19 protein-coding genes are annotated in these 21,490 nt (G+C 72.8%); 10 read left to right on the forward strand and 9 right to left on the reverse strand.

Going from position 1 to position 21,490, the window contains the following annotated elements:
* Positions 1-106 precede the first annotated feature (106 nt).
* Positions 107-583, reverse strand: coding sequence for a hypothetical protein (locus tag OG370_RS03640; protein ID WP_328460517.1), 477 nt, complete (start codon positions 581-583; stop codon positions 107-109).
* 250 nt (positions 584-833) lie between these two features.
* Here OG370_RS03640 and OG370_RS03645 point away from each other — a divergent pair, with 250 nt between their 5' ends.
* The 3 genes from OG370_RS03645 to OG370_RS03655 all read left to right on the forward strand — a co-directional run bounded on the left by OG370_RS03645 (position 834) and on the right by OG370_RS03655 (position 3,329).
* Positions 834-1,844, forward strand: a complete 1,011-nt coding sequence (locus OG370_RS03645) for a heavy metal-binding domain-containing protein (RefSeq protein WP_328460520.1) — start codon at positions 834-836, stop codon at positions 1,842-1,844.
* A gap of 121 nt (positions 1,845-1,965) precedes the next feature.
* Positions 1,966-2,796 (forward strand): heavy metal-binding domain-containing protein, encoded by an 831-nt coding sequence (locus OG370_RS03650; protein ID WP_328460522.1) that lies wholly within the window; start codon positions 1,966-1,968, stop codon positions 2,794-2,796.
* A gap of 50 nt (positions 2,797-2,846) precedes the next feature.
* On the forward strand, positions 2,847-3,329 hold the full coding sequence (locus OG370_RS03655; protein WP_328460524.1) for a hypothetical protein: 483 nt from the start codon (positions 2,847-2,849) through the stop codon (positions 3,327-3,329).
* 83 nt (positions 3,330-3,412) lie between these two features.
* Here the strand turns inward: OG370_RS03655 and OG370_RS03660 are convergent, their stop codons facing one another.
* Both OG370_RS03660 and OG370_RS03665 read right to left on the reverse strand, forming a co-directional pair.
* The gene (locus OG370_RS03660; RefSeq protein ID WP_443060609.1) at positions 3,413-4,861 is read right to left on the reverse strand and encodes a glycoside hydrolase family 43 protein; all 1,449 of its coding nucleotides are present in this window, start codon (positions 4,859-4,861) and stop codon (positions 3,413-3,415) included.
* Positions 4,862-5,100: 239 nt separating this feature from the next.
* On the reverse strand, positions 5,101-6,213 hold the full coding sequence (locus tag OG370_RS03665) for an ABC transporter substrate-binding protein (RefSeq protein WP_328460526.1): 1,113 nt from the start codon (positions 6,211-6,213) through the stop codon (positions 5,101-5,103).
* Between the two features lie 335 nt (positions 6,214-6,548).
* Between OG370_RS03665 and OG370_RS03670 the strand changes: the two genes are divergently transcribed.
* A complete protein-coding gene (locus OG370_RS03670) occupies positions 6,549-7,511 on the forward strand; it encodes a LysR family transcriptional regulator (RefSeq protein WP_328460528.1) in 963 nt (320 codons plus the stop codon).
* 7 nt (positions 7,512-7,518) lie between these two features.
* Here OG370_RS03670 and OG370_RS03675 read toward each other — a convergent pair whose 3' ends face one another.
* From OG370_RS03675 to OG370_RS03690, 4 genes are all read right to left on the reverse strand, one after another.
* A complete protein-coding gene (locus OG370_RS03675) occupies positions 7,519-9,150 on the reverse strand; it encodes a glycerol-3-phosphate dehydrogenase/oxidase (protein WP_328460530.1) in 1,632 nt (543 codons plus the stop codon).
* Positions 9,147-10,646: an FGGY family carbohydrate kinase gene (locus OG370_RS03680; RefSeq protein WP_328460532.1), complete on the reverse strand. Its 1,500-nt coding sequence runs from the start codon at positions 10,644-10,646 to the stop codon at positions 9,147-9,149. Before OG370_RS03680 ends, OG370_RS03675 begins: the two co-directional genes overlap by 4 nt.
* A 69-nt stretch (positions 10,647-10,715) precedes the next feature.
* Complete coding sequence (locus tag OG370_RS03685; protein WP_328460534.1) at positions 10,716-12,113, reverse strand: FAD-binding oxidoreductase; 1,398 nt, start codon at positions 12,111-12,113, stop codon at positions 10,716-10,718.
* A 50-nt stretch (positions 12,114-12,163) separates the two neighbouring features.
* On the reverse strand, positions 12,164-13,072 hold the full coding sequence (locus tag OG370_RS03690) for a hypothetical protein (protein ID WP_328460536.1): 909 nt from the start codon (positions 13,070-13,072) through the stop codon (positions 12,164-12,166).
* Between the two features lie 199 nt (positions 13,073-13,271).
* Between OG370_RS03690 and OG370_RS03695 the strand changes: the two genes are divergently transcribed.
* Positions 13,272-14,219, forward strand: a complete 948-nt coding sequence (locus OG370_RS03695; RefSeq protein ID WP_328460538.1) for a YhfZ family protein — start codon at positions 13,272-13,274, stop codon at positions 14,217-14,219.
* Between the two features lie 56 nt (positions 14,220-14,275).
* Here OG370_RS03695 and OG370_RS03700 read toward each other — a convergent pair whose 3' ends face one another.
* Positions 14,276-15,295 carry a serine hydrolase domain-containing protein gene (locus OG370_RS03700; RefSeq protein ID WP_328460540.1) on the reverse strand — a complete coding sequence of 340 codons (1,020 nt, stop codon included), beginning with the start codon at positions 15,293-15,295 and terminating at the stop codon, positions 14,276-14,278.
* On the reverse strand, positions 15,292-16,152 hold the full coding sequence (locus tag OG370_RS03705) for an IclR family transcriptional regulator (RefSeq protein ID WP_328460542.1): 861 nt from the start codon (positions 16,150-16,152) through the stop codon (positions 15,292-15,294). The genes OG370_RS03700 and OG370_RS03705 overlap by 4 nt, the downstream gene beginning before the upstream one ends.
* Positions 16,153-16,260: 108 nt before the next feature.
* Between OG370_RS03705 and OG370_RS03710 the strand changes: the two genes are divergently transcribed.
* The 5 genes from OG370_RS03710 to OG370_RS03730 are packed head-to-tail and all read left to right on the forward strand — an operon-like array spanning position 16,261 to position 21,470.
* On the forward strand, positions 16,261-17,778 hold the full coding sequence (locus tag OG370_RS03710) for an ABC transporter substrate-binding protein (protein WP_328473751.1): 1,518 nt from the start codon (positions 16,261-16,263) through the stop codon (positions 17,776-17,778).
* Positions 17,775-18,767, forward strand: a complete 993-nt coding sequence (locus OG370_RS03715) for an ABC transporter permease (protein ID WP_328460544.1) — start codon at positions 17,775-17,777, stop codon at positions 18,765-18,767. Before OG370_RS03710 ends, OG370_RS03715 begins: the two co-directional genes overlap by 4 nt.
* Positions 18,764-19,678, forward strand: coding sequence for an ABC transporter permease (locus tag OG370_RS03720; protein ID WP_328460546.1), 915 nt, complete (start codon positions 18,764-18,766; stop codon positions 19,676-19,678). Before OG370_RS03715 ends, OG370_RS03720 begins: the two co-directional genes overlap by 4 nt.
* Complete coding sequence (locus tag OG370_RS03725; RefSeq protein ID WP_328460548.1) at positions 19,675-20,565, forward strand: ABC transporter ATP-binding protein; 891 nt, start codon at positions 19,675-19,677, stop codon at positions 20,563-20,565. The genes OG370_RS03720 and OG370_RS03725 overlap by 4 nt, the downstream gene beginning before the upstream one ends.
* On the forward strand, positions 20,562-21,470 hold the full coding sequence (locus OG370_RS03730; protein ID WP_328460550.1) for an ATP-binding cassette domain-containing protein: 909 nt from the start codon (positions 20,562-20,564) through the stop codon (positions 21,468-21,470). Before OG370_RS03725 ends, OG370_RS03730 begins: the two co-directional genes overlap by 4 nt.
* The last annotated feature ends 20 nt before the right edge of the window (positions 21,471-21,490 follow it).

A 21,490-nucleotide genomic window follows, 5' to 3' on the forward strand; every position in this document is an offset into this window, starting at 1 on the left:
CCCCATTCCCCTGCCCCGCGGCGCACCCGAAGCCGGCGCGGCGACAGCGCCACACCCAACGCGGGTCCCACTCCTCGGGCGTCCGGCGCCACGTCCACCTCACGGTCTACCGCCCGGGGGCCGCGAGCGTGCCCGGCGGAATCCCCAGCAGGTCCAATCGGGACCGAAGCACCGCTTCCTGCTCCCGCGTCACCTCGATCCACAGGGCCGTACCGGTGTCGTCGGCGGTGAAGACCACGCGGCCGTCCCGCCGGCCCTCGGCGTGGATCGTGTACGGGACCAGGTCCGACAGCAGTGCGAACTGCCCGTCGTCCCCGACGTCGATGTCGATCCCCATCCCAGGATCGGCCCGCCTGGAGCGGCGTCCGCGCGCGACCTCTTCCCGCGCCTGCGACAGGACGCGCTCATACGACGCCAGAACCTCCGGCGGCCAGGCGTCACCGCTGTACGCATCGACGTGGGCCGCATCGACACTCGAACGCAACACGTCCAGCGCCTCGCGATGCACACGCACGACGTCCGCGGGCCGGGCTCCACCCACGAGCACCAGCTCGCGCACCGGCACCCCGTCCAGGCTGATCACACCCCGGACCCTCCCACAGGCAGCCGGCCCGCTCCAATGAGAAACCCGTCGCAACGCGATCGCTCCGACAGGCCCGCCCGGAACCGTGTTCGCCCAGCACACCGTCATGGCCCTCACGACGGCGGTGGTGCCGCTCGCCGGACTGATCCTGCTGTCGTGGTGGAGCGCGTCCTTGAGCGGGGTGGGGGTGGGAGCCTCTAAGGTTCAGGGCAGAGCATCGCTGCTACGCCCAGTGGGAGACGGGGGACCGATGTCGGTGTCATGGAGCGGGCAGGGCCTTCCGCCCGCCGCGGCCGAACGGCTGGCCTCGGCCGGGGGCAGCGGGACGTGGACGTCCGCGCTGTCCACCGGGGAGTTCGCGGCGATCCGCTCCGTGGGCTTCGAACCGGTCGGCCAGGTGATGGGTTCCGCGGTGTTCCACATCGGTCGCAGCGGCAGGTACTGGGGCTATCACGACTGCCAGTACCCGGGCGCCCGGTACAGCTATACCTTCGGTTCGAGGACCGGCGCCCCGGTCGCGCTGTCGGGGGGCGGCTCCCCGTCGCAGGCGCTGGTCGGCGTCTTCGACGAGGCCCGGCGCACCGCGCTGGGTCGGATGTCCGCGGAGTGCCGGGCGCTCGGGGGCGACGGCGTGGTGGCTGCCGCGCTGACCATGGCACCGTTCATCGGCCAGGCCAACTGCCTGGAGTTCAAGGTGATCGGCACGGCGGTGCGGGCGCGGGGCAGCCGGCACGTCGAGCAGCCGTTCACCTCGCATCTGGACGGGCAGGGCTTCGCGAAGCTGCTCGGTGCCGGGTGGGTGCCGGTCGAGTTGCTGGTGGGCATGTCGATCGGGGTCCGGCACGACGACTACCGGACCGCGTCGCAGACGTTCTCCTGGTCCAACATCGAGGTGAGCGGGTGGAGCGACCTGGTCCACGCGGTCCGCTCCGACGCCCGGAGCCAGCTCAGGGCGCAGAGCGCCCGGCGGGGCGGCGACGGGGTCGTCATGGCCGACAGCGAGCTGCGCGTGTGGGCGGAGAGCTGCCTGCGGTCCGGCAGTTCCGACCAGGAGGACCACGTCGCGGAGGCGACGATGATCGGCACCAGCATCGCACGCTTCCACGTCCGCAAGGAGCCGCCGCGCACGCTGTCGGTGATGCCGCTGGGCGACCGCGGGGTCAGGCTGCGCAAGCGGCTGGCGACGGTCGCGTCCAGTCCGTACGCGGACCGCGCGGAGTACCGGCGGCTGGTCCAGGAGATCAGCGAGCTGAACGACTAGGACGACGAGGACGAGGACGAGGACGACCAGAACGACCGGGACGGCCGGCCGGCCGCGGAGCCGCCACCGTCCCTGACCGCTTTCGCATCGCACCATCGCACGGTTGACGAGGGGTACTGACATGACGAACGAACAGCCGAGCGCCGAGGGCGTTCCCGCAGACGCGATGCGTCGGTTGTCCGAGCTGGCGCCCGGCCGCGCCGGGTCGATCTTCACCAGCGACCTGTCGGTGAACGAGTTCCTGCTGGTGCGGGAGGCGGGCTTCAAGCCGATCGGCCTGGTCCTGGGCAGCTCGATCTACCACGTCGGCATCCAGTTCGGCCGCTGGGGCAAGAACCAGGAGCTGGACACCCTCAGCCAGGCGATGTACCACGCCCGGGAGTTGGCCATGACCCGGATGGAGGCGGAGGCCGCGGCACTGGGCGCGGACGGCATCGTCGGGGTCCGGCTGACCGTGGAGGCGCGGGAGTTCGGCAAGGACATCGCGGAGTTCATCGCGATCGGCACCGCCGTCAAGGGCGACGCCGCTCCTCCCGGCGGCGGCACCTGGCGCAACAACAAGGGACAGCCGTTCACCTCGGACCTGTCGGGACAGGACTTCTGGACGCTGATCCGGGCCGGCTACGCGCCGCTCGGCATGGTGATGGGCAGCTGCGTCTACCACATCGCGCACCAGAAGATGGGTTCGGTGATGTCGAACATGGGCCGGAACGTGGAGATCGAGCAGTTCACGCAGGCGCTGTACGACGCCCGCGAGCTGGCCATGGCGCGGATGCAGGCGGAGGCGGAGGCGCTCCAGGCGGAAGGGGTGGTCGGGGTGCAGCTCAACGCGCACAACCACCGGTGGGGCGGCCACACCACGGAGTTCTTCTCGATCGGCACGGCGGTCCGGCCGCTGCGGCCCGACCACGAGATCGAGCGGCCCACGATGGTGCTCAGTCTCGACGGGTGACAGGCTCGGCATCCGCGGGACAGGACGACTTCACGAGCATGGGGACGACGATGAGCGAGCAGGACCCGTTCCAGGGGCGGGCGGGCAACGAAGGCGGTACGGGCGAAGGCGGCACGCGCGACGGCGGGGAGCCGGCCTCCGGCGCGTCGATCGACATGGTGGCCGCCGCGCTGCGCCGTGACTCGGCCGACCTGGAGATCTACGCCAAGGTGCTGACCGGGTCGCTGGCGGACGCGCTGCCGGCCGGCTCGGTGACGTCCGAGCGCAAGCGCACCATGAGCGACCGGCTCGCCGGACGCGAGGGACGGGTGGAGCGGCTCGAAGTCGCCCTGGACGACCGGCGGTTGATCCTGACCCTGGCGCACGGACGGCCGCAGGGCGAGGTGGCCACCGTGGTACGCGGCGTGGTGCTGTCGCGCACTCCCGTGGCGCTGGACGCGTGGGCGGCCGAGCTGGCCGCGGCGCTGGCGCAGCGGGCCGAGGCCGACGCGCGGGCCCGCGCGGCGCTCGAACGGCTGGTGCTGGGCGACTGACCGGCCCGCGGTTCCTGACGTGCCGTCAGGAACCGCGGCCGGTCCGAATGGCCTGGTGCCGCTCAACAGCCTCGGCAAGAAGGTCAGTTGGAGTAGACCTCGGCGCGGTCGATGGAGATGTACGCGGCACCGGAGGAGGCGTTCTTGTCGCCGGTGACCCGCACCCGCAACGTGTGCTGCCCGTAGGCGAGTTGGGGGCTCACGTAGTTCAGCTGCTCCCCCATCCGGATCGCGCCGTAGTAGTCGGCGGTCGTCTCCGGGCCGCCGTCGACGGAGAAGGCGGCGATGCCGTTGCCGGTGTCGCGCACCGACAGCAGGGCGATCCGGGTGCCGGTGAACGTCCAGGTGGCGGTGGCGCCGGGCTCGGCGCTCCAGTGGTCGTCCCCCCAGAAGCACTGGACGCCGCAGCCGCCGCCGGAGTTCCAGTCGCCGGTGTAGGCGATCGAGCCCGAACCGCTGCTGCTGCCGGTGTCGTTGATCCAGTACGAGCCGCCGCCGGGGTCGCCGGACGGCAGGTCCTGGGTGGCGCCGGCGGCGAGCGGCGCACCGAGGTCCGGGGTGCCGTCGGCGTTCCAACTGATCTTCTGCGCACGGGTGGTGCGACCGTCGTAGGTGTAGTCCGAGGTGTTCTTGCCGTGGTAGACGATCCAGTCCTCGGTGCCGTCCGGGCTCTTGAAGAAGCCGTTGGAGCCGGGGCCCCACACGCCCGTCGCGTCGTTGCGGGAGAAGACCGCTCCCGCGTGCTGGGTCCAGTTGCCCGGCTGGAGCGGATCGGCGCTGCTCGGAATGGACTTCATCCAGAGCTGGTAGTCCGGCAGGCCCGTGTCGCAGGTGGAGTAGACGAGGTACGTGGTGCCGTCGTGCTGCAGGATCGAGGGGGCCTCGCGGATGGTGGAGCAGCCGCCGTCGGAGGGCAGGTACACGCGGTCGCCGGAGACCGTCCAGGGGTCGGACATCGGGGCGATGTAGATGAGGTTGTGGCCCTCGGTGCCGGCGCCGGACCACAGCAGGTAGAGGTTCCCGTCGCTCTGCCGCAGCAGCACGGGGTCGATGGCCCACTCGTCGGGGGCGTTCGGCGGTTGCAGCTCGGCCTTGAAGTGGTACGGGCCGAGCGGGTCGGTGCCCTCGGACTCGACGACGTAGAGGCGGTGGTTGTCGTCCACCCCGTTGTCGGCGGTGTAGTAGATGTACCAGTGCCCGTCGATCAGATAGAACGACGGCGCCCACACCTGCTGGTTGCGGGAGGCGTCGGGGTCCTGCCAGACGGTGACGCGCGGCGCGGTGAGCAGGTCGCCCAGCGTGGGCGCGACGGCGATGCGCACGGCGTCGCCCTCGGTGGCGGCCAGGTAGTAGTTGCCCTGGTAGTAGGTCATGTAGGGGTCGGGGCTGGTGCCCAGCGGGTTGCGGAAGGTCCCGCCGGCCGCGTGCGCGCTCGACGGTCTCAGGCCCATGCAGCACAGGACGGTGAGCAGCAGGACGAGCGCGACGTTCCCGGCGGATCGCAGCGGACGGCTGGATGCTGTGCGGGGCATGACCGCCTCCTTGATAGACGGTCGAGGGGGGAGAACACGTCTGATCACGTTCGAGCCGAGCCGAGATTACAACGTTGCACACGGCCCGCGACACCTCTGTGCCGCACTTGCTCCGCCGAGGTGCGGGAGGTGCGGGAGGCGTGCGAGGTTCGCAAGGCGGATGCGGCGCATGTGACGACCGGGGGCGTCGGCCCTGACGCGCAGGCAGCGCCGCCCGCTCTCCCCCGGCGGGACCCCCCTCAGCCGGCGTGGCGGACGCGGAAGCGGTCGGGTGCCGCCGGGTCCCGGTCGACGACGCGGACCGGCGGCCACGCCCACTGCCACACGCCGATCCCGGGCGTGCGGGTGAACCGGATCTGCCCGCGGGTGCCCTCGACCGCGACGTGCGGCCAGGACTCGGCGATACGTGCCCGGTCCGTGCCGTGCGCGCGCAGCACGTCGGCGAGGACGGTGACCGTGTCGTAGCCCTCGAACGCGACGAAGGAGGGCGCTTCGGCGAGCCGTTCGCGCAGCGCGGTCCCGACGCGTACGCCGAGCGGGCCGAGTTGCTCCGGCAGGTAGCGCAGGAACGGGACCGCGGCGCCGTCGGCGCCCAGCACCGTCTCCCACCCGGCGAACTCCGGTTGCCCGGCCGGGGCGCCGAGCAGCATCCCGGCGAGGCGCGGGTCGCGGCGTACCGCCGTGACGATCGGCACCGCCGGTTCCGGGTGGCCGACCAGCAGGAGGAGGGCCGTCGCGCGACCGGCGGCGAGCCCGTCGCACAGGGCGGCGGGGTCGAGCGCGGCGGCGTCGAGTTCGAGGACGGTGCCGCCGCGTGGCGCGAGGTGGTCCCGCAGGATGCGGGTGCCTGCCGCCCAGTAGGCGCTCGGCTGGGTCGCCACGGCGATCCGGCGGTGACCCGCGGCGAGCAGGAAGTCGGCGTAGATCCGCCAGCCGTGGGACTGCGCCGGGGCGAGGCGGGCGACCCATCGTGTCGGCTGCTCGGTGAGCGCGTCGAGGACCGCCGAGGAGCAGAGGAACGGCAGGCCGAGGGCGTCGGCCCTGGTGGCGGCGGCGCGGGCGACGACGCTGTGGTACTCCCCCGCGACGGCGACCGCCCCCAGGCCGGCCAGCTCGTCGATGGCCGCTTCGGCCCGCCGCGGATCGGCCGCGGTGTCCCGGACCAGCAGTTCCAGCGGCCGCCCGGCGATACCGCCGGCGTCGTTGACCTCGCGGGCTGCCAGTTCCAGCCCGGCGAGCAGGTGCCGGCCCGCCTCGACCCAGCCGGGCGGGGTCAGCGGGACGAGGGCGCCGATCCGGACCGCTGATCCGTCGGTCCGGTCCGCTTCGGGCTGCGGTGGTGGCGTGTTCATGCGCCGGCGTCTCCCGTGTGACGAGTCGGGTGCGGTGCGCCCGGGTCGCGGAGCGCGGTTCGGCGGGGCCGGGTGGCACGCCGCCGCTCTCACCAGGCGGGCGCACCTGGATGGCCATGGCGGACATTGCATCCGCCGCCGGCGCCGGCGGCAACCGATTATCCGATCGCCGAAGGGCGGGTCGAGGCGTCGCCGCCGGCCCGCACAACCGAGGCGCGACCGGAGGCGTCACCGGGAGCGCGGTTGCCGCCGCCGAGCACCGCCGAAGCATCGCCGAAGGACCACCCAAGCACCGCCGTCCCACAACCACCGGTTGTGGGACTAGGGTTGTCACCATGGATCTCGCCGCCGTCCGGACCTTCGTCGCCGCCGCCGACGCGGGGCAGTTCCAGGAGGCCGCCGCGGAACTGGCGGTCACCCAGCAGGCCGTCTCCAAGCGCATCGCCGCGCTGGAACGCACCCTCGGCGTGCGGCTGTTCACCCGGACCGCGCGCGGCGCCGAACTCACCATCGACGGGCAGGCGTTCCTGCCCCACGCGCGCGAACTGCTGCGCGTCGCCGAGCGGGCCGTCGCGTCCGTGGGCACCGGCCGCCGGCAACTGCGGGTCGACGTCATCTCCTCGCGCGGCGCGGCGTCCGGCCTGATGCGCGACTTCCACCGCGCGTACCCCGAGATCGAACTCGACGTGCTGATGCTGTTCGACATCGAGACGGCCGTCGCCTCCATCCGGTCCGGCGCGATCGACGCGTCCTTCCGTGCCGTCGCTGCCCCCGGGCGGCCCCTTCCCGAGGGCATCGAGTCCGTCCGGGTACTCGACGAGACGCTCCAGCTCCTCACCGGCCCCGCCCACGCGCTGGCGAACGCCCGGTCGGTGACCGTCGCCCAGCTCGCCGGGCACCGGATCTGGATGCCCGGCATCACCCCCGGCACCGAGTGGGCCGCCTACTACGACGACCTCCTCGCCGCGTACGACCTCACCATCGAGGCCACCGGCCCCAACTTCGGCTCCGACGCGCTCCTCGACACCATCGCCGACACCCCGGCCCTCGCCACCTTCATGGGCACCCGGGCCCGCCTCGTCTGGCCCGCCGGCTACGACCTGCGCCGCATCCCGATCACCGATCCGACCCCCGTCTACCCCCACTCCCTCCTCTGGCACCGCGACAACCCCCACCCGGCGCTCGCCACCCTCCGCACCCACCTCGCGGCCACCGCCCCCACCCCCGACGCCCCGGGCACCTGGATTCCCCCGTGGGTCCCCCCGCACCGCTCCCCGTCGGTGTCCCCGGGGCCGTGATCGTCGCTCATCGCGGCCGGGTTCCCCGGTTGCGGGCGACCCAGTGCGCGTAGTCGGCCTGCTGGCGGGCCCGGTCGTGCGGCGAGTAGCCGTGTTCGGCTTCCAGGGCGTCGGAGACCTGCTCGACGGCGGCGGCGTCGCCGTCGGCGGACCAGAAGAAGGAGCCGGTCCTCCGGACGAGGACGTCCGACACGGTCATGGCCATGTCGTGGACGACGGCGTGCCGGATCTCGGCAGGGGTGAGCACGCTGTCGCCGATCGGTTCGCCGTCCGCCGCGTGCCGGGTGGCCGCGCGGGCCAGCGGCGCCGCGTTCCCGCCGTACCGGCGCAGCCATCGCTGCCGGGTGGCCTCCGCGACGGGTGCCGTGCTCAACGCCTGCCGGGCGCCGGCGAGTTCGCCGGGGTCCCCGCCGGCGATCGGGGCCTTGCCGGTGCTGGACGGCGGCAGGCCGTGCAGACCCCACCGGTCGGCGAGCTGCCCGGCGGCCGTGTCGACGATCTGGGCCGCCATGAGGCGGGCGGTGGTCAGCTTTCCGCCGGCGGCGGTGATCAGGCCCGAGTCGCCGACGGTGATGCTGTGCTCGCGGGACGCGGCCGAGTTGGACGTTCCCGGCAGGGGTGCGATCAGGGGGCGCAGGCCCGCCCAGGAGGCGACGATGTGGCTGCTGTCGACGTGCGCGCCGGGCAGCGCGTGGTTGGCCGCTTCGAGCAGGTACGTGAAGTCCTCCTCGTCGCCGACGACTTCGTCCAGGGAGCCGCTGAAGTCGGTGTCGGTGGTGCCGACATACACATGCCGGCCGTCGCCCGCGGGGGTCGGCCACACCACGCGGGAGTCCGAGGGGGAGCGCAGGAACACGGCGGTGTGCAGCGGGAAGTCCTCGGTGCGCAGCACGATGTGCACCCCTTTGGTGGGGCGCAGCGTGGGGTGTTCGGGTGCGCGTTCCAGCCCGAGGACCCGGTCCACCCAGGGACCGGCGGCGTTCACCACGGTCCTGGCCCGTACGGTGATGTGCTCGCCGGTGAGCCGGTCGACGACCTCGGCGCCCGCGATCCGGCCGCCGTCCCGGAGGAAGCCGGTGACCTCGCGGTGGTTGCCCAGCAGCGCGCCGGCCCGGGACGCGGACTCCAGCACGTCGATGACGAGGCGGGCGTCGTCGGTGAGGGCGTCGTGGTAGAGCCCGGCGCCCTTGAGGCCGGTGGCGTTGAGGTGCGGCTCGCGGCGCAGCACCGCGTCGCGGCCCAGCATGCGGTGCCACCGCTTCAACGGCGCCCGGGAGAAGGCGTCGTAGAAGGTCAGGCCGAGGTTGAGCAGCGCGCGCCCTTCGGGGTAGCCGTCGTAGATCAGGTACATGAACGGCTGGAGGTCGGCCAGGTGGGGTGCGATGCGCATCATGACCTCGCGCTCGCGGACCGACTCGTGGACCATCCTGAACTGGTACGTCTGGAGGTACCGCAGGCCGCCGTGGATGAGTTTCGACGACCGGCTGGAGGTGCCGCCGGCGAAGTCGTCGCGGTCGACCAGGACCACGGACAGCCCGCGCAGCGCGGCGTCCCGGGCGACCGAGGCCCCGGTGATGCCCCCGCCGATGACGAGGAGGTCGGCCTCGGTGGGCAGTTCTGACGGCGAGAATCGCTTCACTGCTGGACGACCCATCCTTTCGCGCGCTCGACCGCGCGCTTCCATTGCGTGTACCGGGCGTCGCGGGAGGCGTCGTCCAGTGCCGGGACGAAGACCGCGTCGTCGCCGGTGGCCCGGAAGCAGTCCTCGGGGTCGGACCAGGTGCCGACGGCGAGCCCGGCCAGGTAGGCGGCCCCCGACGCGGTCGCTTCGACGTTGGAGGGCCGGTGGATCACCGCGCCGAGCATGTCGGCCTGGAACTGGAGCAGGAAGTCGTTGGCGGAGGCGCCGCCGTCGGCCCGCATCGAGGTGACGGCGCGTCCGGACTCCTCGGACATCAGCTCGATGAAGTCCTTGATGGAGTAGACGATCCCCTCCAGCGCGGCGCGCGCCAGGTGGCCGCGGGTGGTGCCCGGCGAGATGCCGATGAGCAGGCCCCGCGCACTGGCGTCCCAGGACGGGGCGCCGAGGCCGGTCAGGGCCGGCACGAAGTACACGCCGTTGTTGTCGTCGACGCTGCGGGCCAACTCCTCCGTCTCCGCGGCGCTGCCGAGCAGTTCGGCCCCGTCGCGCAGCCACTGCACGGCGGCGCCGGTGACCGGGGCGTACCCCTCCAGGCCGTAGGTGGTCCGGCCGTCGCGGCGCCAGGCGATGATGGTGCTGAGCCCGTGCCGGGAGATCACCGGGGTGCTGCCGGTGTTGACGTCGAGGAAGGTCCCGGTGCCGTGGGTGGTCTTGGCGTCGCCGGGGTGGACGCATCCCTGTCCGAACAGTGCCGCCGACTGGTCGGCGACCGCGGCGGCGATCGGCACCTCGGCCCCCAGGACGGCCGGGTCGGTCGTGGCGATGTGGCCGGAGTCGTCGACGACCTGCGGGAACAGGTTCATCGGCAGGCCGAGCGCGCCGAGCCAGTCGCGGTACCAGGAGTCCGTGAGCAGGTCGTAGGAGCCGGTGACCGCGGCGTTCGACGCACTGATCGCGTGGACGGCGCCGCCGGACAGCCGGTGGATGAGCCAGGAGTCCATGGTGCCGAAGGCCAGTTCGCCGGCCTCGGCGCGCCGGGCCAGGTCCTTGTCGTGCTCCAGCATCCAGCACAGCGACAGCGACGAGTAGACCGGGGCCGGCGTCCAGCCGGTGCGGGCCTGGACGGCCGCCCCCCACTCGGGCCGCAGCCGGTCCGCCATCGCCGCGGTCCGCAGGTCCTGCCAGACGATGGCCGGAGCGACGGCCCGGCCGGTGCCGCGGTCCCACAGCACCGTGGTGGCGCGCTGGTTGGTGATGCCGATGCCGGACAGTTCCTCGGCCCGGGTGCCGCTCTCGCGCAGGGCGTCGGCGATACGGGCGGAGGTGAGCCGCCAGATCTCCTCGGGGTCGTGTTCCACCCGGTCGGCGGCCGGGTGGAACTGGGTGAACTCGCTGTAGGCGCGGCCGCGCACGGCGCCCGCGCCGTCGAACACCAGGGCGCGGGTTCCTGTGGTGCCCTCGTCGATGACGAGAAGGCGGGATGGGTCACTCATCGTCGAGCTCCATGTCCTGGGAGGGCGCCGCTGTGGAGGCGGTGCCGGGAGGGAGGGTGGCCCGGCCGGTCACAGACCGAGCTTGCCGGGGTTGAGCAGGGCGTCGGGGTCCAGCGCCTGCTTGAGCTTGCGCAGCACGAGGTGGGCCGATCCCAGCGAGCGGCGCGAGTAGGGCGAGCGGGCGAGTCCGCCGCCGTGGTGGTGGGACAGCTCGGCGCCGTGCTGGAGGCAGACCTCCATCGCGGTCGCCCAGATCGTCTCCAGGCGCTCCGTGGCCGCGGCGTCGTCGGGCGCGTGGCCGAGCAGGATGAGGTACATCGAGGTCCCTTGCGTGTACACGTGGGAGAAGTGCGCGAGCACCTCGTCCGCGAAGGGCTTCAGGGCCTCCTTCAGCGCCGCGTGGAGTTCCAGGACGTGCCGCCAGGTGTGGGCGACCTCGATGGTCTCGGCGAAGCCGCCGGGTGCGTCGAGCTGCTTCTCCACGGTGGAGAAGTCGAACCGGCGCGCCATCCACGCCGCGGCCGGCTCCGGGCCGAGCAGGTCGGCGCCGCGCGCGGTGGCCAGATCGGTCAGGACCTCCAGTTCTGCGGCCGCGACGGCCGGCTCCCCTTCGGTGCCGGCGAACAGCACGGGGCGGTCGATGTGCGCGTCGTTCAGCGCGTGCCGGGCCTCGTCGACGTCGTAGAGCCGGAGCAGGAAGGGCTTCAGGCCGAGCGCGGCCTGTCCGCGCATGACGTCCAGGCCCGCCGCCAGGTCGGGCAGCCGGAAGGTCTGGAGCAGACGCTCCTTCGGCAGCGGGACGATCTTGCAGGTCACCTGGGTGACCACGCCGAGGGTGCCCTCCGAGCCGAGGAAGAGCTGACGCAGGTCCGGTCCCATGGCCGCCCTCGGGGACGCCTTGAGTTCCACCGCCTCGCCGGTGGCCAGCACCACGCGGTAGCCGACGACCAGGTCCTCGACCCCGCCGTAGCGGGAGGAGAACTGGCCGGTGGCCAGCGTGGCCAGCCACCCGCCGACCGACGAGCGGTACAGCGACTGCGGGGAGAAGCGCATGGTCCATCCGGACGCGTTGAGCGCGTCCTCGAGTTCTCCGCCGTTGTTGCCGGCCGGCACGGTCACCGTCATGTCGATCTCGTCGACGACAGGGGGCCCGACCAGGCCGGAGACGTCCAGCACGATGCCGCCGCGGGTCGGCAGCGGCTGCCCGGTGACGGACGAGCCCAGCGCCCGGGTCGTCACCGGTGTGCCGGTGGCGCCGGCGGCGCGCAGCACCGTCACGACGTCCTGCTCGGTCGCCGCCCTGACCACGGCCTGCGCCTGGTACGGGTGCTTGTCCTGCCGGTTCCACTTGGTGGCGACCGGCCAGGTGTCGTGGCTGGTGGCGGCGAGGGCCGCGGGGTCGGTACTGATCGCATCGATCCCGAGGTCGTCGGCGAGCTGGTCCAGGAGAGGCGAGATGTCAGGCACGGTGTTCCTTGTTCCTTCTGTCGGTGCGGAGCGGTGGCGGGCCGGAGCCGTCAGGTGAGCACGGTGGCCAGCGTCAGGCAGGCCGGCGTCATGACGGCTATCGCCACGGCCGGGGGATCGATGTGCGTGTCGCCGTGGATCAAGAAGACCCGCGAGGCTCCCTCGCCGACCAGGGCTGTGGCCAAGCCGGCCAGCGCGCCCACCCATACGGAGGAGAACGCCAGGCCGGTCGCGGCGGCGACGGACGTGATGTGGTGGGTGGCGGGGACGGTCACCGGCGTGGCCAGGAAGACCAGGGACAGCGCGGAGACGCCGAAGGCGAGGACGCCGGCCGCCAGGCTCAGCGACGGATCGGTCCTGACCAGTTCGACCGCCGACCAGGACGCCAGGAACCCGACGGCGAGGCCGAGCAGTGCGGCCATCACCGGCTTCTCCTGCGCCGGCAGCCAGGCCGCGGTCCGCGTGGTGCGGAAGCGGTCTCTGAGCCGGCTGACCTCCGCGTGGCCGAACAGCCCGGTCCGGCCGAACACCAGCCGCGCGACGAACGCCGAGGCGACCACGGTGAGGGCGGTGGTGTTGGCGTACCGCGTCATCCAGTCGCTCGTGTTCAGGGCGCTCTGGACGACCAGGCCGAGTACCCCGAAGGCCGCGCCCGCGAGCAGGGTGCCGGGGTCCGCGAGGCCGAGCAGCCCGGGCACGATGTCCCGACCGGTGGCGGTCCTGCCGCGCCGCGCCGCGTAGGCGAGTGCGCCGACCGCGCCGGCGAAGGCGATGTGCGGTCCGAACCACTCCCCGAGCGCGACGTGCTCCAGGAACCAGGGGTTCCCCGCGCCGATCACGGCGGCGACACCGACCAGGATCATCAGCCCGCACAGCACGAATGCCGCGAGGGCTCCGACAGCGGCGGCGAACAGGCCGCCCGCGGCGGCAGCCGCCACCGCCTCCAGCGTGAGATGCATCCGGACTCCCTCGGCCGATGACCGTTCCAGAGTACTCCATATTTGGAGTACTCGAATTTCGGAGCAAAGGTACGGGCGAAGAGCCGAGGTGTCAACGCTGTGTGCGCTGGAGCGTGATCACGGGCCCGCTGTAACGTGACCAGTCGGGGGCCGTACCGCGCGGTCCTGTCGCGCGAGCGAGAGAAGCGGGAGTTCCCAGGTGCACGGCACGAACCAGTTGCCCGCGCCGGCCGTCCGTCGGCCGCTGGACCAGGTGCTGCGCGCGATCGTGGTGGACGCGCTGCGGGTCGGCGTCGGCGAGACGCTCCCCACCAACAGCCACTACCTGCGCACCGTGGGAGCCAGCGCGGGCACGGTCCAGCGGGCCATCAAGACGCTCGCCGACCAGGAAGCGCTCGTGACCGCGTCGCACGGCCACCAGGGGCGCACCGTGGGGTCGCTCCATGTCGGCGCGGCCTGGCACATCGCCGGACTGGCCCCGCTGCGGCTGCTCTTCCCGCCCAGCGGCCCGGCCGAGATCGACGCCCTCACCGAGGCCCTCGCCGGCGAACTCACCGAACTGGGCGTGCCCCACACCATCCGCCACCAGCGAGGCGGTACCCGGCGCCTCGCCGCCCTGCACGCGGGCGCGTACGACCTCGCCGTCGTCTCGTCGGGGGCGTTTCGCGGTGCGACCCAGGCCTCCGACGCGGCGCCCTCGCTGACGCTGGCGCCGGGCACGTACTACGCGCCCCACCGCCTCGTCGCGGTCACCCGCACCGGCGACGACCCGCCCGGCCCCGGCGCCCGCGTCGCGATCGACGACGACTCACCGGACCACGTGCTCCTCACGCAGTCGGCCTTCCCCCCCGACCGCGGGTACACCTACGTCAACTGCCGGTTCCCCGAGGTCCCGACAGCGGTGCTGCGGCGCCAGGTCGACGTCGGCATCTGGCACCTCAGCCATACCGTCATCCCCCTCGACCTCGCCGGACTGAGCTGCGCGGACATGGAACGGCTGGACACCGTCACGGACTGGCGGGAGGTGTCGGCGGCCGTCCTGGTCGGCGGGACGCAGCGCGGCGAGCTGCGCTCCGTGCTCGCCTCGATCCGGCTGCCGAACCTCTTCAGCGCGCAGCAGCAGTGGCTGCGCGACGAGTCGAGCTGACGTGAGCTGACGCGGCATCAGCTCGCCGCGTCAGGTTGCCGCGTCGCCTCGGCTCGTCAGCTCGCCGCGTCGTGGAAGGCGCGGCGGGTCGCCACGATGCCGTCGGTGGTGCGGGAGGGGTGGACCCGGTTGGTGAGGAGGACGGCGTAGCGGGTGGTGTCCGGGTCGATCCAGACGCTGGTGCCGGTGAAGCCGGTGTGGCCGTAGGAGCGGGGGCCGAAGGACCGGCCGACGGGCGAGTCCACGGGGTCCTGGCCCTGCCAGGCGAGGCAGCGCCGCAGCGCCAGGCCCTCGGAGTGGACGGCCGTCATCTGCCGGAAGGTGTCGGGGCGCAGCAGTTCCCGGGCGCCGCCGGCGAGGGACAGGGCGAGCCCTTCCATGTCGGCGAGCGGGGCGAACAGGCCGGCGTGCCCGCCGACGCCGCCGAGCACCACCGCGTTCTCGTCGTGTACCTCGCCGACCACGACCCGGCCGCGCCACGGGCAGTCCTCGGTGGCCACCGCGCGCCGCCGGGCCTCGGCGGCCGGGCGGAAGCCGGTGCCGGTCATCCCGAGCGGGCCGCACACCAGCCGCTCCACCAGGACGTCCAGGGTCTCCCCCGCGGCGGCCTCGGCGATGAGGCCCAGGATGATGAAGCCTTGCGAGGAGTACTGCACGAGCGTCCCGGGTGCGGCCGTGAGCGGCAGCAGGCGTATCGCCTCCAGGAGGGAGGCGCGGGTGGGGTGTTCGCGGTAGAGGGGGACCTGGCCGGGGATGCCCGAGGTGTGCGCGAGCAGCTGACCGACCGTCAACTCCGCCTTGTCGCCGTCCCGGTATTCCGGCAGGTGGTCGCCGATGGTGTCGGTCAGCCGTAGCGCGCCCGCGTCGACCAGGGCCATCACCGCGAGCCCCACCACGGGCTTGGTGACGGAGGCGAGGTCCCACAGGTCGGTGCCGTCCAGCGGTTCGCCGCCCCAGCTCCTGGTGCCGGTCCAGCCCCGGTCCCGGGTTCCGGCCGCGTCGCCGACGGACCACGCCGCCGCGGAGTAGACCTCGCGCTCCCGGCCGTCGGCGAGCAGATCGCGCAGGGAGCTCATACCCGCTCCCCTTCCGCGCCCTGGTCCCGCTCGTCCTCCGCGGTCCGGCCCACCACGCCGAGCGACGGCGCGCGTCCGCCGAGGCCGGCGGAGACGGCGCGGGCGGCGGCGCGCACCATCGGGCCGAACAGCCGCACGCTCTCCTCGTCGAGGGTGAACGTCAGCCCGCTGACGCCGACCGCGCCGACCACCTGCCCGGTCTCGTCGAGCACGGGCGCGGCGACCGAGCGCACGTCGGGTTCGCCGTATCCGTCGTCGACGGCGTAGCCGCGCTCGGCGGCCTCCCGCAGCACCGCGCGCAGCGCGCCGGCGTCGCCGATCGGGTGCGCGGCCCATTCCTCCGGCGGTACGCCGTCGAGCACGTCGGCGCACTCCCCCGGCGGCAGCGCGGCGAGCATCGCCAGGCCCGGTCCGCTGCGGTACAGCGGCGTACGGCCGCCAGGTCGCACGCCCATCCGGAACTCAGGCGGCGCGTCGGAGTGCTCCAGGTGGACCGCGTCGTCCCCGTGCCGTACGGCGTAGCAGGCGAGTTGGCCGGTGCGGCGGTGCAGTTCGGCGAGCACCGGGCGGGCCAGCCGCAGGTCCTGGCCGTCGTGCAGGGCGGCGGCGGCGAGGCCGAGCAGGCGCGGCCCGGCGCGGTAGCGGCCGCCGTCGACGGGCTGGGCGAAGCCGAACTCGGCCATGGTCTGCAGATGGCGGTGGACGGTCGGTTTCGTCAGGCCGGTGCGCCGGGCGAGATCGCCCAACCGGTGCGGCCCACCGGGTTCGACGAGCGCTTCCAGCACTTCCATCGCCTTGTCGATCGGACCCTTCGCGCGGCCCTGCTCGCCGATCCGAGTGTTGACCATCTTCGCCATGTCGCCTAGCTTAGCCCATCATTCCATCTGCCGGAACGGATGTGCTGCCCAATGGAACGACATCGTCAAGGGAGGAACGTGGACCGTAATCGCCCGGCCCGCCGCGACATCCTGCGGCTCGGCGGCTTGCTGATCCCGGCTGTCGCGGCTCCGGCACTGCTCACCGGGTGCGGCACCAGCCCCGCGAGCAGCGCCGGAAACGTCCTGCGGGTGTCCCAGCCCGGCGACCCCAAGACCATGGACCCGCACAAACAGGGCGACATGACGTCGATGAACGCCCTGATCAACATGTTCGACACGCTCACCACCCGCGGCCAGGACAACCTCCTGCACCCGCGGCTCGCCCTGACCTGGGTCGCCCGCGGCGCGACCACCTGGCGCTTCACCCTGCGCCCCGGCGTCACGTTCCACAACGGCGAGCCCTGCGACGCGGCGGCGGTCAAGTTCAGCATCGAGCGCGTACTGGACCCCGCGACCAAGTCGCCGATCGTCGAACTGCGTTACGTCAAGGACGTCACCGTCGTCGACCCGCTCACCGTCGACGTGCACACGACCCTGCACGACCCGATCCTGCCGGACAAGCTCTCGCTCTTCGGCGGCGTGGTCGTCCCGCCGCGCTACCTGGCCAAGGTCGGGGACGCCGGGTTCGCCGAACACCCCGTCGGCACCGGGCCGTTCACCTTCGTCCGCTGGCAGCGCGACCACCAGTTGCGGATGCGCGCCTTCCCCGGCCACTGGCAAGGCCGGCCGCACGTCGACGAGTTGGTGTTCAGCCCGCAACCCAACCCGTCCTCCTCGCTCGCCGCGCTGCAAAGCGGCCAGGTCGATCTCGTGGCCGGCCTGACCCCCGACGCGGCGCAGCAGTTGGACGGCTACGGCGGCGTCAAGCTGGACGGCTTCACCGGCATCAGGACCTCCTACCTGTCGCTGAACACCCTGGCCGACGGGCCCCTGAAGGACCGTCGGGTGCGCCAGGCGCTCAACCACGCGGTGGACGTACCGCTGTTGATCAAGGCGGTGCTCGGCGGCAAGGCCACCGAGGTGCCCGCGATGATCCCGCGCGGCGCGTTCGGCTTCGACCCCTCCGTCCAGCCGTTCACCCGCTCCGTGGACACCGCCCGCAAGCTGCTCGCCGAGGCCGGCCACCCGAACGGGTTCTCCACCCAGCTGACCGCCTCCAACATCGACTCCAACGTCGCCGAGGCGATCTCCGGGCTGCTGTCCCGGGCCGGCGTGCACGCCAAGGTCCAGCTGCTCGACCCCGGCACCTACGCCGACCGGCTCACCTCCGACGACCACAACGCGCTCGGGCCGATGTACCTGGCCGCCAGCACCGTCTGGACGCTGGACGGCGAGAGCATGCTCCAGTCCAACGTCCGCAGCGACCGCCGCCAGAGCAGGTGGCACGACAAGGACGCGGACCACCTCATCGACGTCGAGGAACTGTCCGAGGACCCCGCCGAGCGCAAGCGCGCCTTCTCCGACCTCCAGCGACTCATCCAGCGCGAGGCCCCCTTCGTCCCGCTGTACCAGATCGACAACATCTACGCCCGCAACAGCCGCCCGCGCTGGAAGCCGGGTTCGGCCGGCGTGCTGGCCATGCAGAGTGCGGAGATCTCCACATGAGCGAACTCACCCTCCGACCGCCACGCGCCGCGGGGACGGGCCGGCCCCGGCTCGACGTCCGTTCCGGGCTGCTGCGCGCGGTCCTGATCCGGGTCGGCACGGCACTGCTCGTCCTGCTGTGCACCGCGACCGTCTCCTTCTTCCTCGTCCGGCTCTCCGGCGACCCGGTCAAGCTGCTGCTCCCGCCGGACGCCACCGCCAAGCAGGAGTCGGTGCTGCGCGCCAGCCTCGGCCTGGACAAGCCCCTGATCACGCAGTACCTCGACTACATCTGGGGCCTGCTGCACTTCGACTTCGGCAACTCCATCTCCTACAACGAGCCCGTCGGCCATGTGCTCGCCGACCGGCTGCCGGCCACCCTGGAACTGGCCGCCGCGGCCCTGGTGGTGACGCTCGTCATCGCCGTGCCCGCCGGCATCGTGGCGGCCATGCGGCGCGGGCGCGCCTCGGACCGCGGCATCATGACCGGCGTCCTGCTCGGGCAGTCCACCCCGCCGTTCTGGGTCGGCATCCTGCTGATCCTGGTCTTCGCCGTGGGCCTGCACGCTCTGCCCGCCTCCGGCTACGGCACCTTCGCCAACCTGGTGCTGCCGGCCGTCACGCTCTCCGTCTACTCGATCGCGGTCGTCGCCAGGCTGCTGCGCTCGTCGCTGATCGACGTGCTCTCCTCCGACCACATCCGCACCGCCCGCGCCAAGGGCTTCGGCCCGGTGAAGACGGTGCTCACGCACGGCCTGCGCAACGCGTCGCTGCCGGTGGTCACGGTGGTGGGCCTTGAGGTCGGCAGCCTGCTGGGCGGCGCGATCCTCACCGAGCAGGTCTTCTCCTGGCCCGGCGTCGGCCAGTTGACGATCGAGGCCATCTCCAACCGCGACTTCCCGCTGGTCCAGGCGACCGTGCTGTTCTTCGCGACCACCTTCGTCGTGGTCAACCTGCTGGTCGACCTCTCCTACAGCCTCCTCGACCCGAGGGTGAGGAACTCCCGATGACCCTGACCTCACCAGCCGCGCCCGCCGCGGCTCCCGCCCGCGCGGCGACCCGCGGCCGGCGCTCCGCCGTACTGACCGGCCTGCTGCGCAACAAGCTCGCCGTGGTCGCGCTCGCCGTCCTGGCGGTCCTGCTGATCGCCGCGCTCTTCGCCCCGCTGCTCGCGCCCGACAACCCCAACGCGCAGGACCTGCTGATGCGGCTCAAGCCGCCCGCCTGGCAGCACGGCGGCAGCGGCGCCCACCTGCTGGGCACCGACCAGCTCGGCCGCGACATGCTCTCCCGGGTCATCTACGGCACCCGCGTCTCGCTCCTGGTCGGCGCCGGGGCGGCGCTGCTCGCCGGCGTGATCGGCACCGTGATCGGCCTGGCCGCCGGCTACTTCGGCGGCTGGCCCGACCGGGTGCTGATGCGGCTGGCCGACGTCCAGCTCGCCTTCCCCTCGATCCTGCTGGCCCTGGCCATCGTCGGGTTCTTCGGCTCCGGGCTGTGGTACGTGATCCTGGTGCTGGGCATCACCGGCTGGGTGTCGTACGCCCGGGTGGTGCGCTCGGAGGTGATGTCGCTGCGCTCCCGCGACTTCGTCACCGAGGCGCGGGCGATCGGCGTCACCGACGTCGCCATCATGCGCCGCCACCTGCTGCCCAACGTGATGGCGCCGCTGGCCACCATCGGCACGCTGCACATCGCCGCCGCGATCGTCGCCGAGGCGTCGCTGAGCTACCTGGGACTGGGCGTGCCCAAGGAGACCGTCACCTGGGGGTCGATGCTCGCCGACGGCCAGCTGTACCTGGGCACCTCCTGGTGGGTCGCGGTCTTCCCGGGCATCGCACTGATGCTCACCTCGCTCGCCATCAACATCACCGGCGACGCCCTGCGGGACGTCGCGGACCCGAAGGCGTACCGCCGATGACCACTGACAAGCCGATGAGCACTGACCAGCCGATCCCCCATGACCAGCCGATCACCGGCCACCCGCCGGTCGGCACCGGCGCACCGGCCCGCGAGCCGGTCCTGGAGATCGCCGACCTGAGCGTCGACTTCCGGCTGGACACCACCACCGTGCACGCCGTCCGCGGGGTCAGCCTGAGCCTGGCGCAGGGCGAAACGCTCGCCGTCGTCGGCGAGTCCGGCAGCGGCAAGACGGCCACCGCCCTGTCGGTGCTGCGGCTCAACCCGCAGCCGCCTTGCGTCTACGCGGGCGGCCGGGTCCTGTTCGACGGGCGTGACCTGCTCACCCTCCCCGAGAAGGAACTCGGCCGGATCAGGGGCCAGGACATCGCCATGGTCTTCCAGGACCCGATGACCAGCCTCGACCCGCTGCGGCGGGTCGGCGCCCAGGTCGCCGAGGTGCTCCGGCACCACCAGGGGATGTCCCGCGCGCAGGCGGGCGCCGCGGCCGTCGAGGCGCTGGACGAGGTCGGCATTCCCGACCCCGAACGCCGGTTCCGGCAGTACCCGCACGAGCTCTCCGGCGGTCTGCGGCAGCGCGTGATGATCGCCGCGGCGCTGGTCGGCCGGCCCCGCGTGCTCATCGCCGACGAACCGACGACCGCACTGGACGTCACCGTGCAGCGGCAGATCCTCGACCTGCTGGTCTCGCTGCAGGAACGGCACGGCATGGCCGTCCTGCTGATCACCCACGACCTCGGGGTGGTCGCGGAGACCGCCGACCGGGTGGCCGTCATGAACCAGGGCGCGGTCGTGGAGACCGGTGACGTGCTGGACGTCTTCGACCACCCGGCCGACGACTACACCCGCCGGCTGCTGGCCGCCACCCCCCGATTGGAGCTGGCATGACGACCGACGCCGGCACGGCACCCCAGACCCGCCGGCCGCTGCTGGAACTGGCCGGACTGCGCAAGGAGTTCGGCGGGCGGCACGGCGCCGTCGCGGTGGACGACGTGTCCTTGACGGTCGGCGAGGGCGAGACGCTCGCGCTGGTCGGCGAGTCGGGCTGCGGCAAGACCACGCTGACCCGGCTGCTGCTGCGGCTGGTGGAACCCACCGCGGGCAGCGTCCGCTTCGACGGGCAGGACCTCTCCGCCCTTCCCCCGGCCGAACTGCGCCGCCTGCGCCGCCAGATACAGGTCGTGCTGCAGGACCCGTACTCCAGCATGAACCCGCGCATGAAGATCACCGACATCGTGGCGGAGCCGATGGTCACCCACGACCCGGCGGCACGCGGCAGGCGCGGGCGGGCGTACATCCGTGAGCGGGTGGGCGAGCTGCTGGAGTCGGTCGGCCTGGACGCCGGTATCCAGGACCGCTACCCGCACGAGTTCTCCGGCGGGCAGCGCCAGCGGGTGTCCATCGCTCGGGCGCTGGCGGTCGAGCCCCGGCTGATCGTGCTCGACGAGCCGACCAGCGCCCTGGACGTGTCGGTGCAGGCCCGCGTCCTCGACCTGCTCGCCGAGCTCCAGCAGCGGCGCGGCCTGACCTACTTCTTCGTCTCCCACAACCTCGCCGTCGTGCAGCAGGTGGCCGACCGGATCGCCGTGATGCGGCAGGGCCGGCTGGTGGAGGTCGGCGACGCGGACCAGGTGCTGCGCCGCCCCCGCCACGAGTACACCCGTCAACTGCTGGACGCGGTGCCGGTGCCCGATCCGCGCCGGGGCCGCCGCGGGCGCGCCGTACCGACCGCGACGGCCGCCACCACCGGCCCGGACGCGCCCGGCCCCGCCGGCTCCGGGGACCCGCGATGACCGGATACGAGCCGGGCCGT

This window comes from Streptomyces sp. NBC_00448 (genome assembly GCF_036014115.1).
Lineage (GTDB): Bacteria > Actinomycetota > Actinomycetes > Streptomycetales > Streptomycetaceae > Actinacidiphila.

Excerpts from the sequence above, each read along its gene's own strand:
- OG370_RS03645 (WP_328460520.1), top strand. The coding sequence starts at position 834 with ATGTCGGTGTCATGGAGCGGGCAGGGCCTTCCGCCCGCCGCGGCCGAA.
- OG370_RS03650 (WP_328460522.1), top strand. The coding sequence starts at position 1,966 with ATGACGAACGAACAGCCGAGCGCCGAGGGCGTTCCCGCAGACGCGATG.
- OG370_RS03655 (WP_328460524.1), top strand. The coding sequence starts at position 2,847 with ATGAGCGAGCAGGACCCGTTCCAGGGGCGGGCGGGCAACGAAGGCGGT.
- OG370_RS03660 (WP_443060609.1), bottom strand. The coding sequence starts at position 4,861 with ATGCCCCGCACAGCATCCAGCCGTCCGCTGCGATCCGCCGGGAACGTC.
- OG370_RS03665 (WP_328460526.1), bottom strand. The coding sequence starts at position 6,213 with ATGAACACGCCACCACCGCAGCCCGAAGCGGACCGGACCGACGGATCA.
- OG370_RS03670 (WP_328460528.1), top strand. The coding sequence starts at position 6,549 with ATGGATCTCGCCGCCGTCCGGACCTTCGTCGCCGCCGCCGACGCGGGG.
- OG370_RS03680 (WP_328460532.1), bottom strand. The coding sequence starts at position 10,646 with ATGAGTGACCCATCCCGCCTTCTCGTCATCGACGAGGGCACCACAGGA.
- OG370_RS03690 (WP_328460536.1), bottom strand. The coding sequence starts at position 13,072 with ATGCATCTCACGCTGGAGGCGGTGGCGGCTGCCGCCGCGGGCGGCCTG.
- OG370_RS03700 (WP_328460540.1), bottom strand. The coding sequence starts at position 15,295 with ATGAGCTCCCTGCGCGATCTGCTCGCCGACGGCCGGGAGCGCGAGGTC.
- OG370_RS03705 (WP_328460542.1), bottom strand. The coding sequence starts at position 16,152 with ATGGCGAAGATGGTCAACACTCGGATCGGCGAGCAGGGCCGCGCGAAG.
- OG370_RS03715 (WP_328460544.1), top strand. The coding sequence starts at position 17,775 with ATGAGCGAACTCACCCTCCGACCGCCACGCGCCGCGGGGACGGGCCGG.
- OG370_RS03720 (WP_328460546.1), top strand. The coding sequence starts at position 18,764 with ATGACCCTGACCTCACCAGCCGCGCCCGCCGCGGCTCCCGCCCGCGCG.
- OG370_RS03725 (WP_328460548.1), top strand. The coding sequence starts at position 19,675 with ATGACCACTGACAAGCCGATGAGCACTGACCAGCCGATCCCCCATGAC.
- OG370_RS03730 (WP_328460550.1), top strand. The coding sequence starts at position 20,562 with ATGACGACCGACGCCGGCACGGCACCCCAGACCCGCCGGCCGCTGCTG.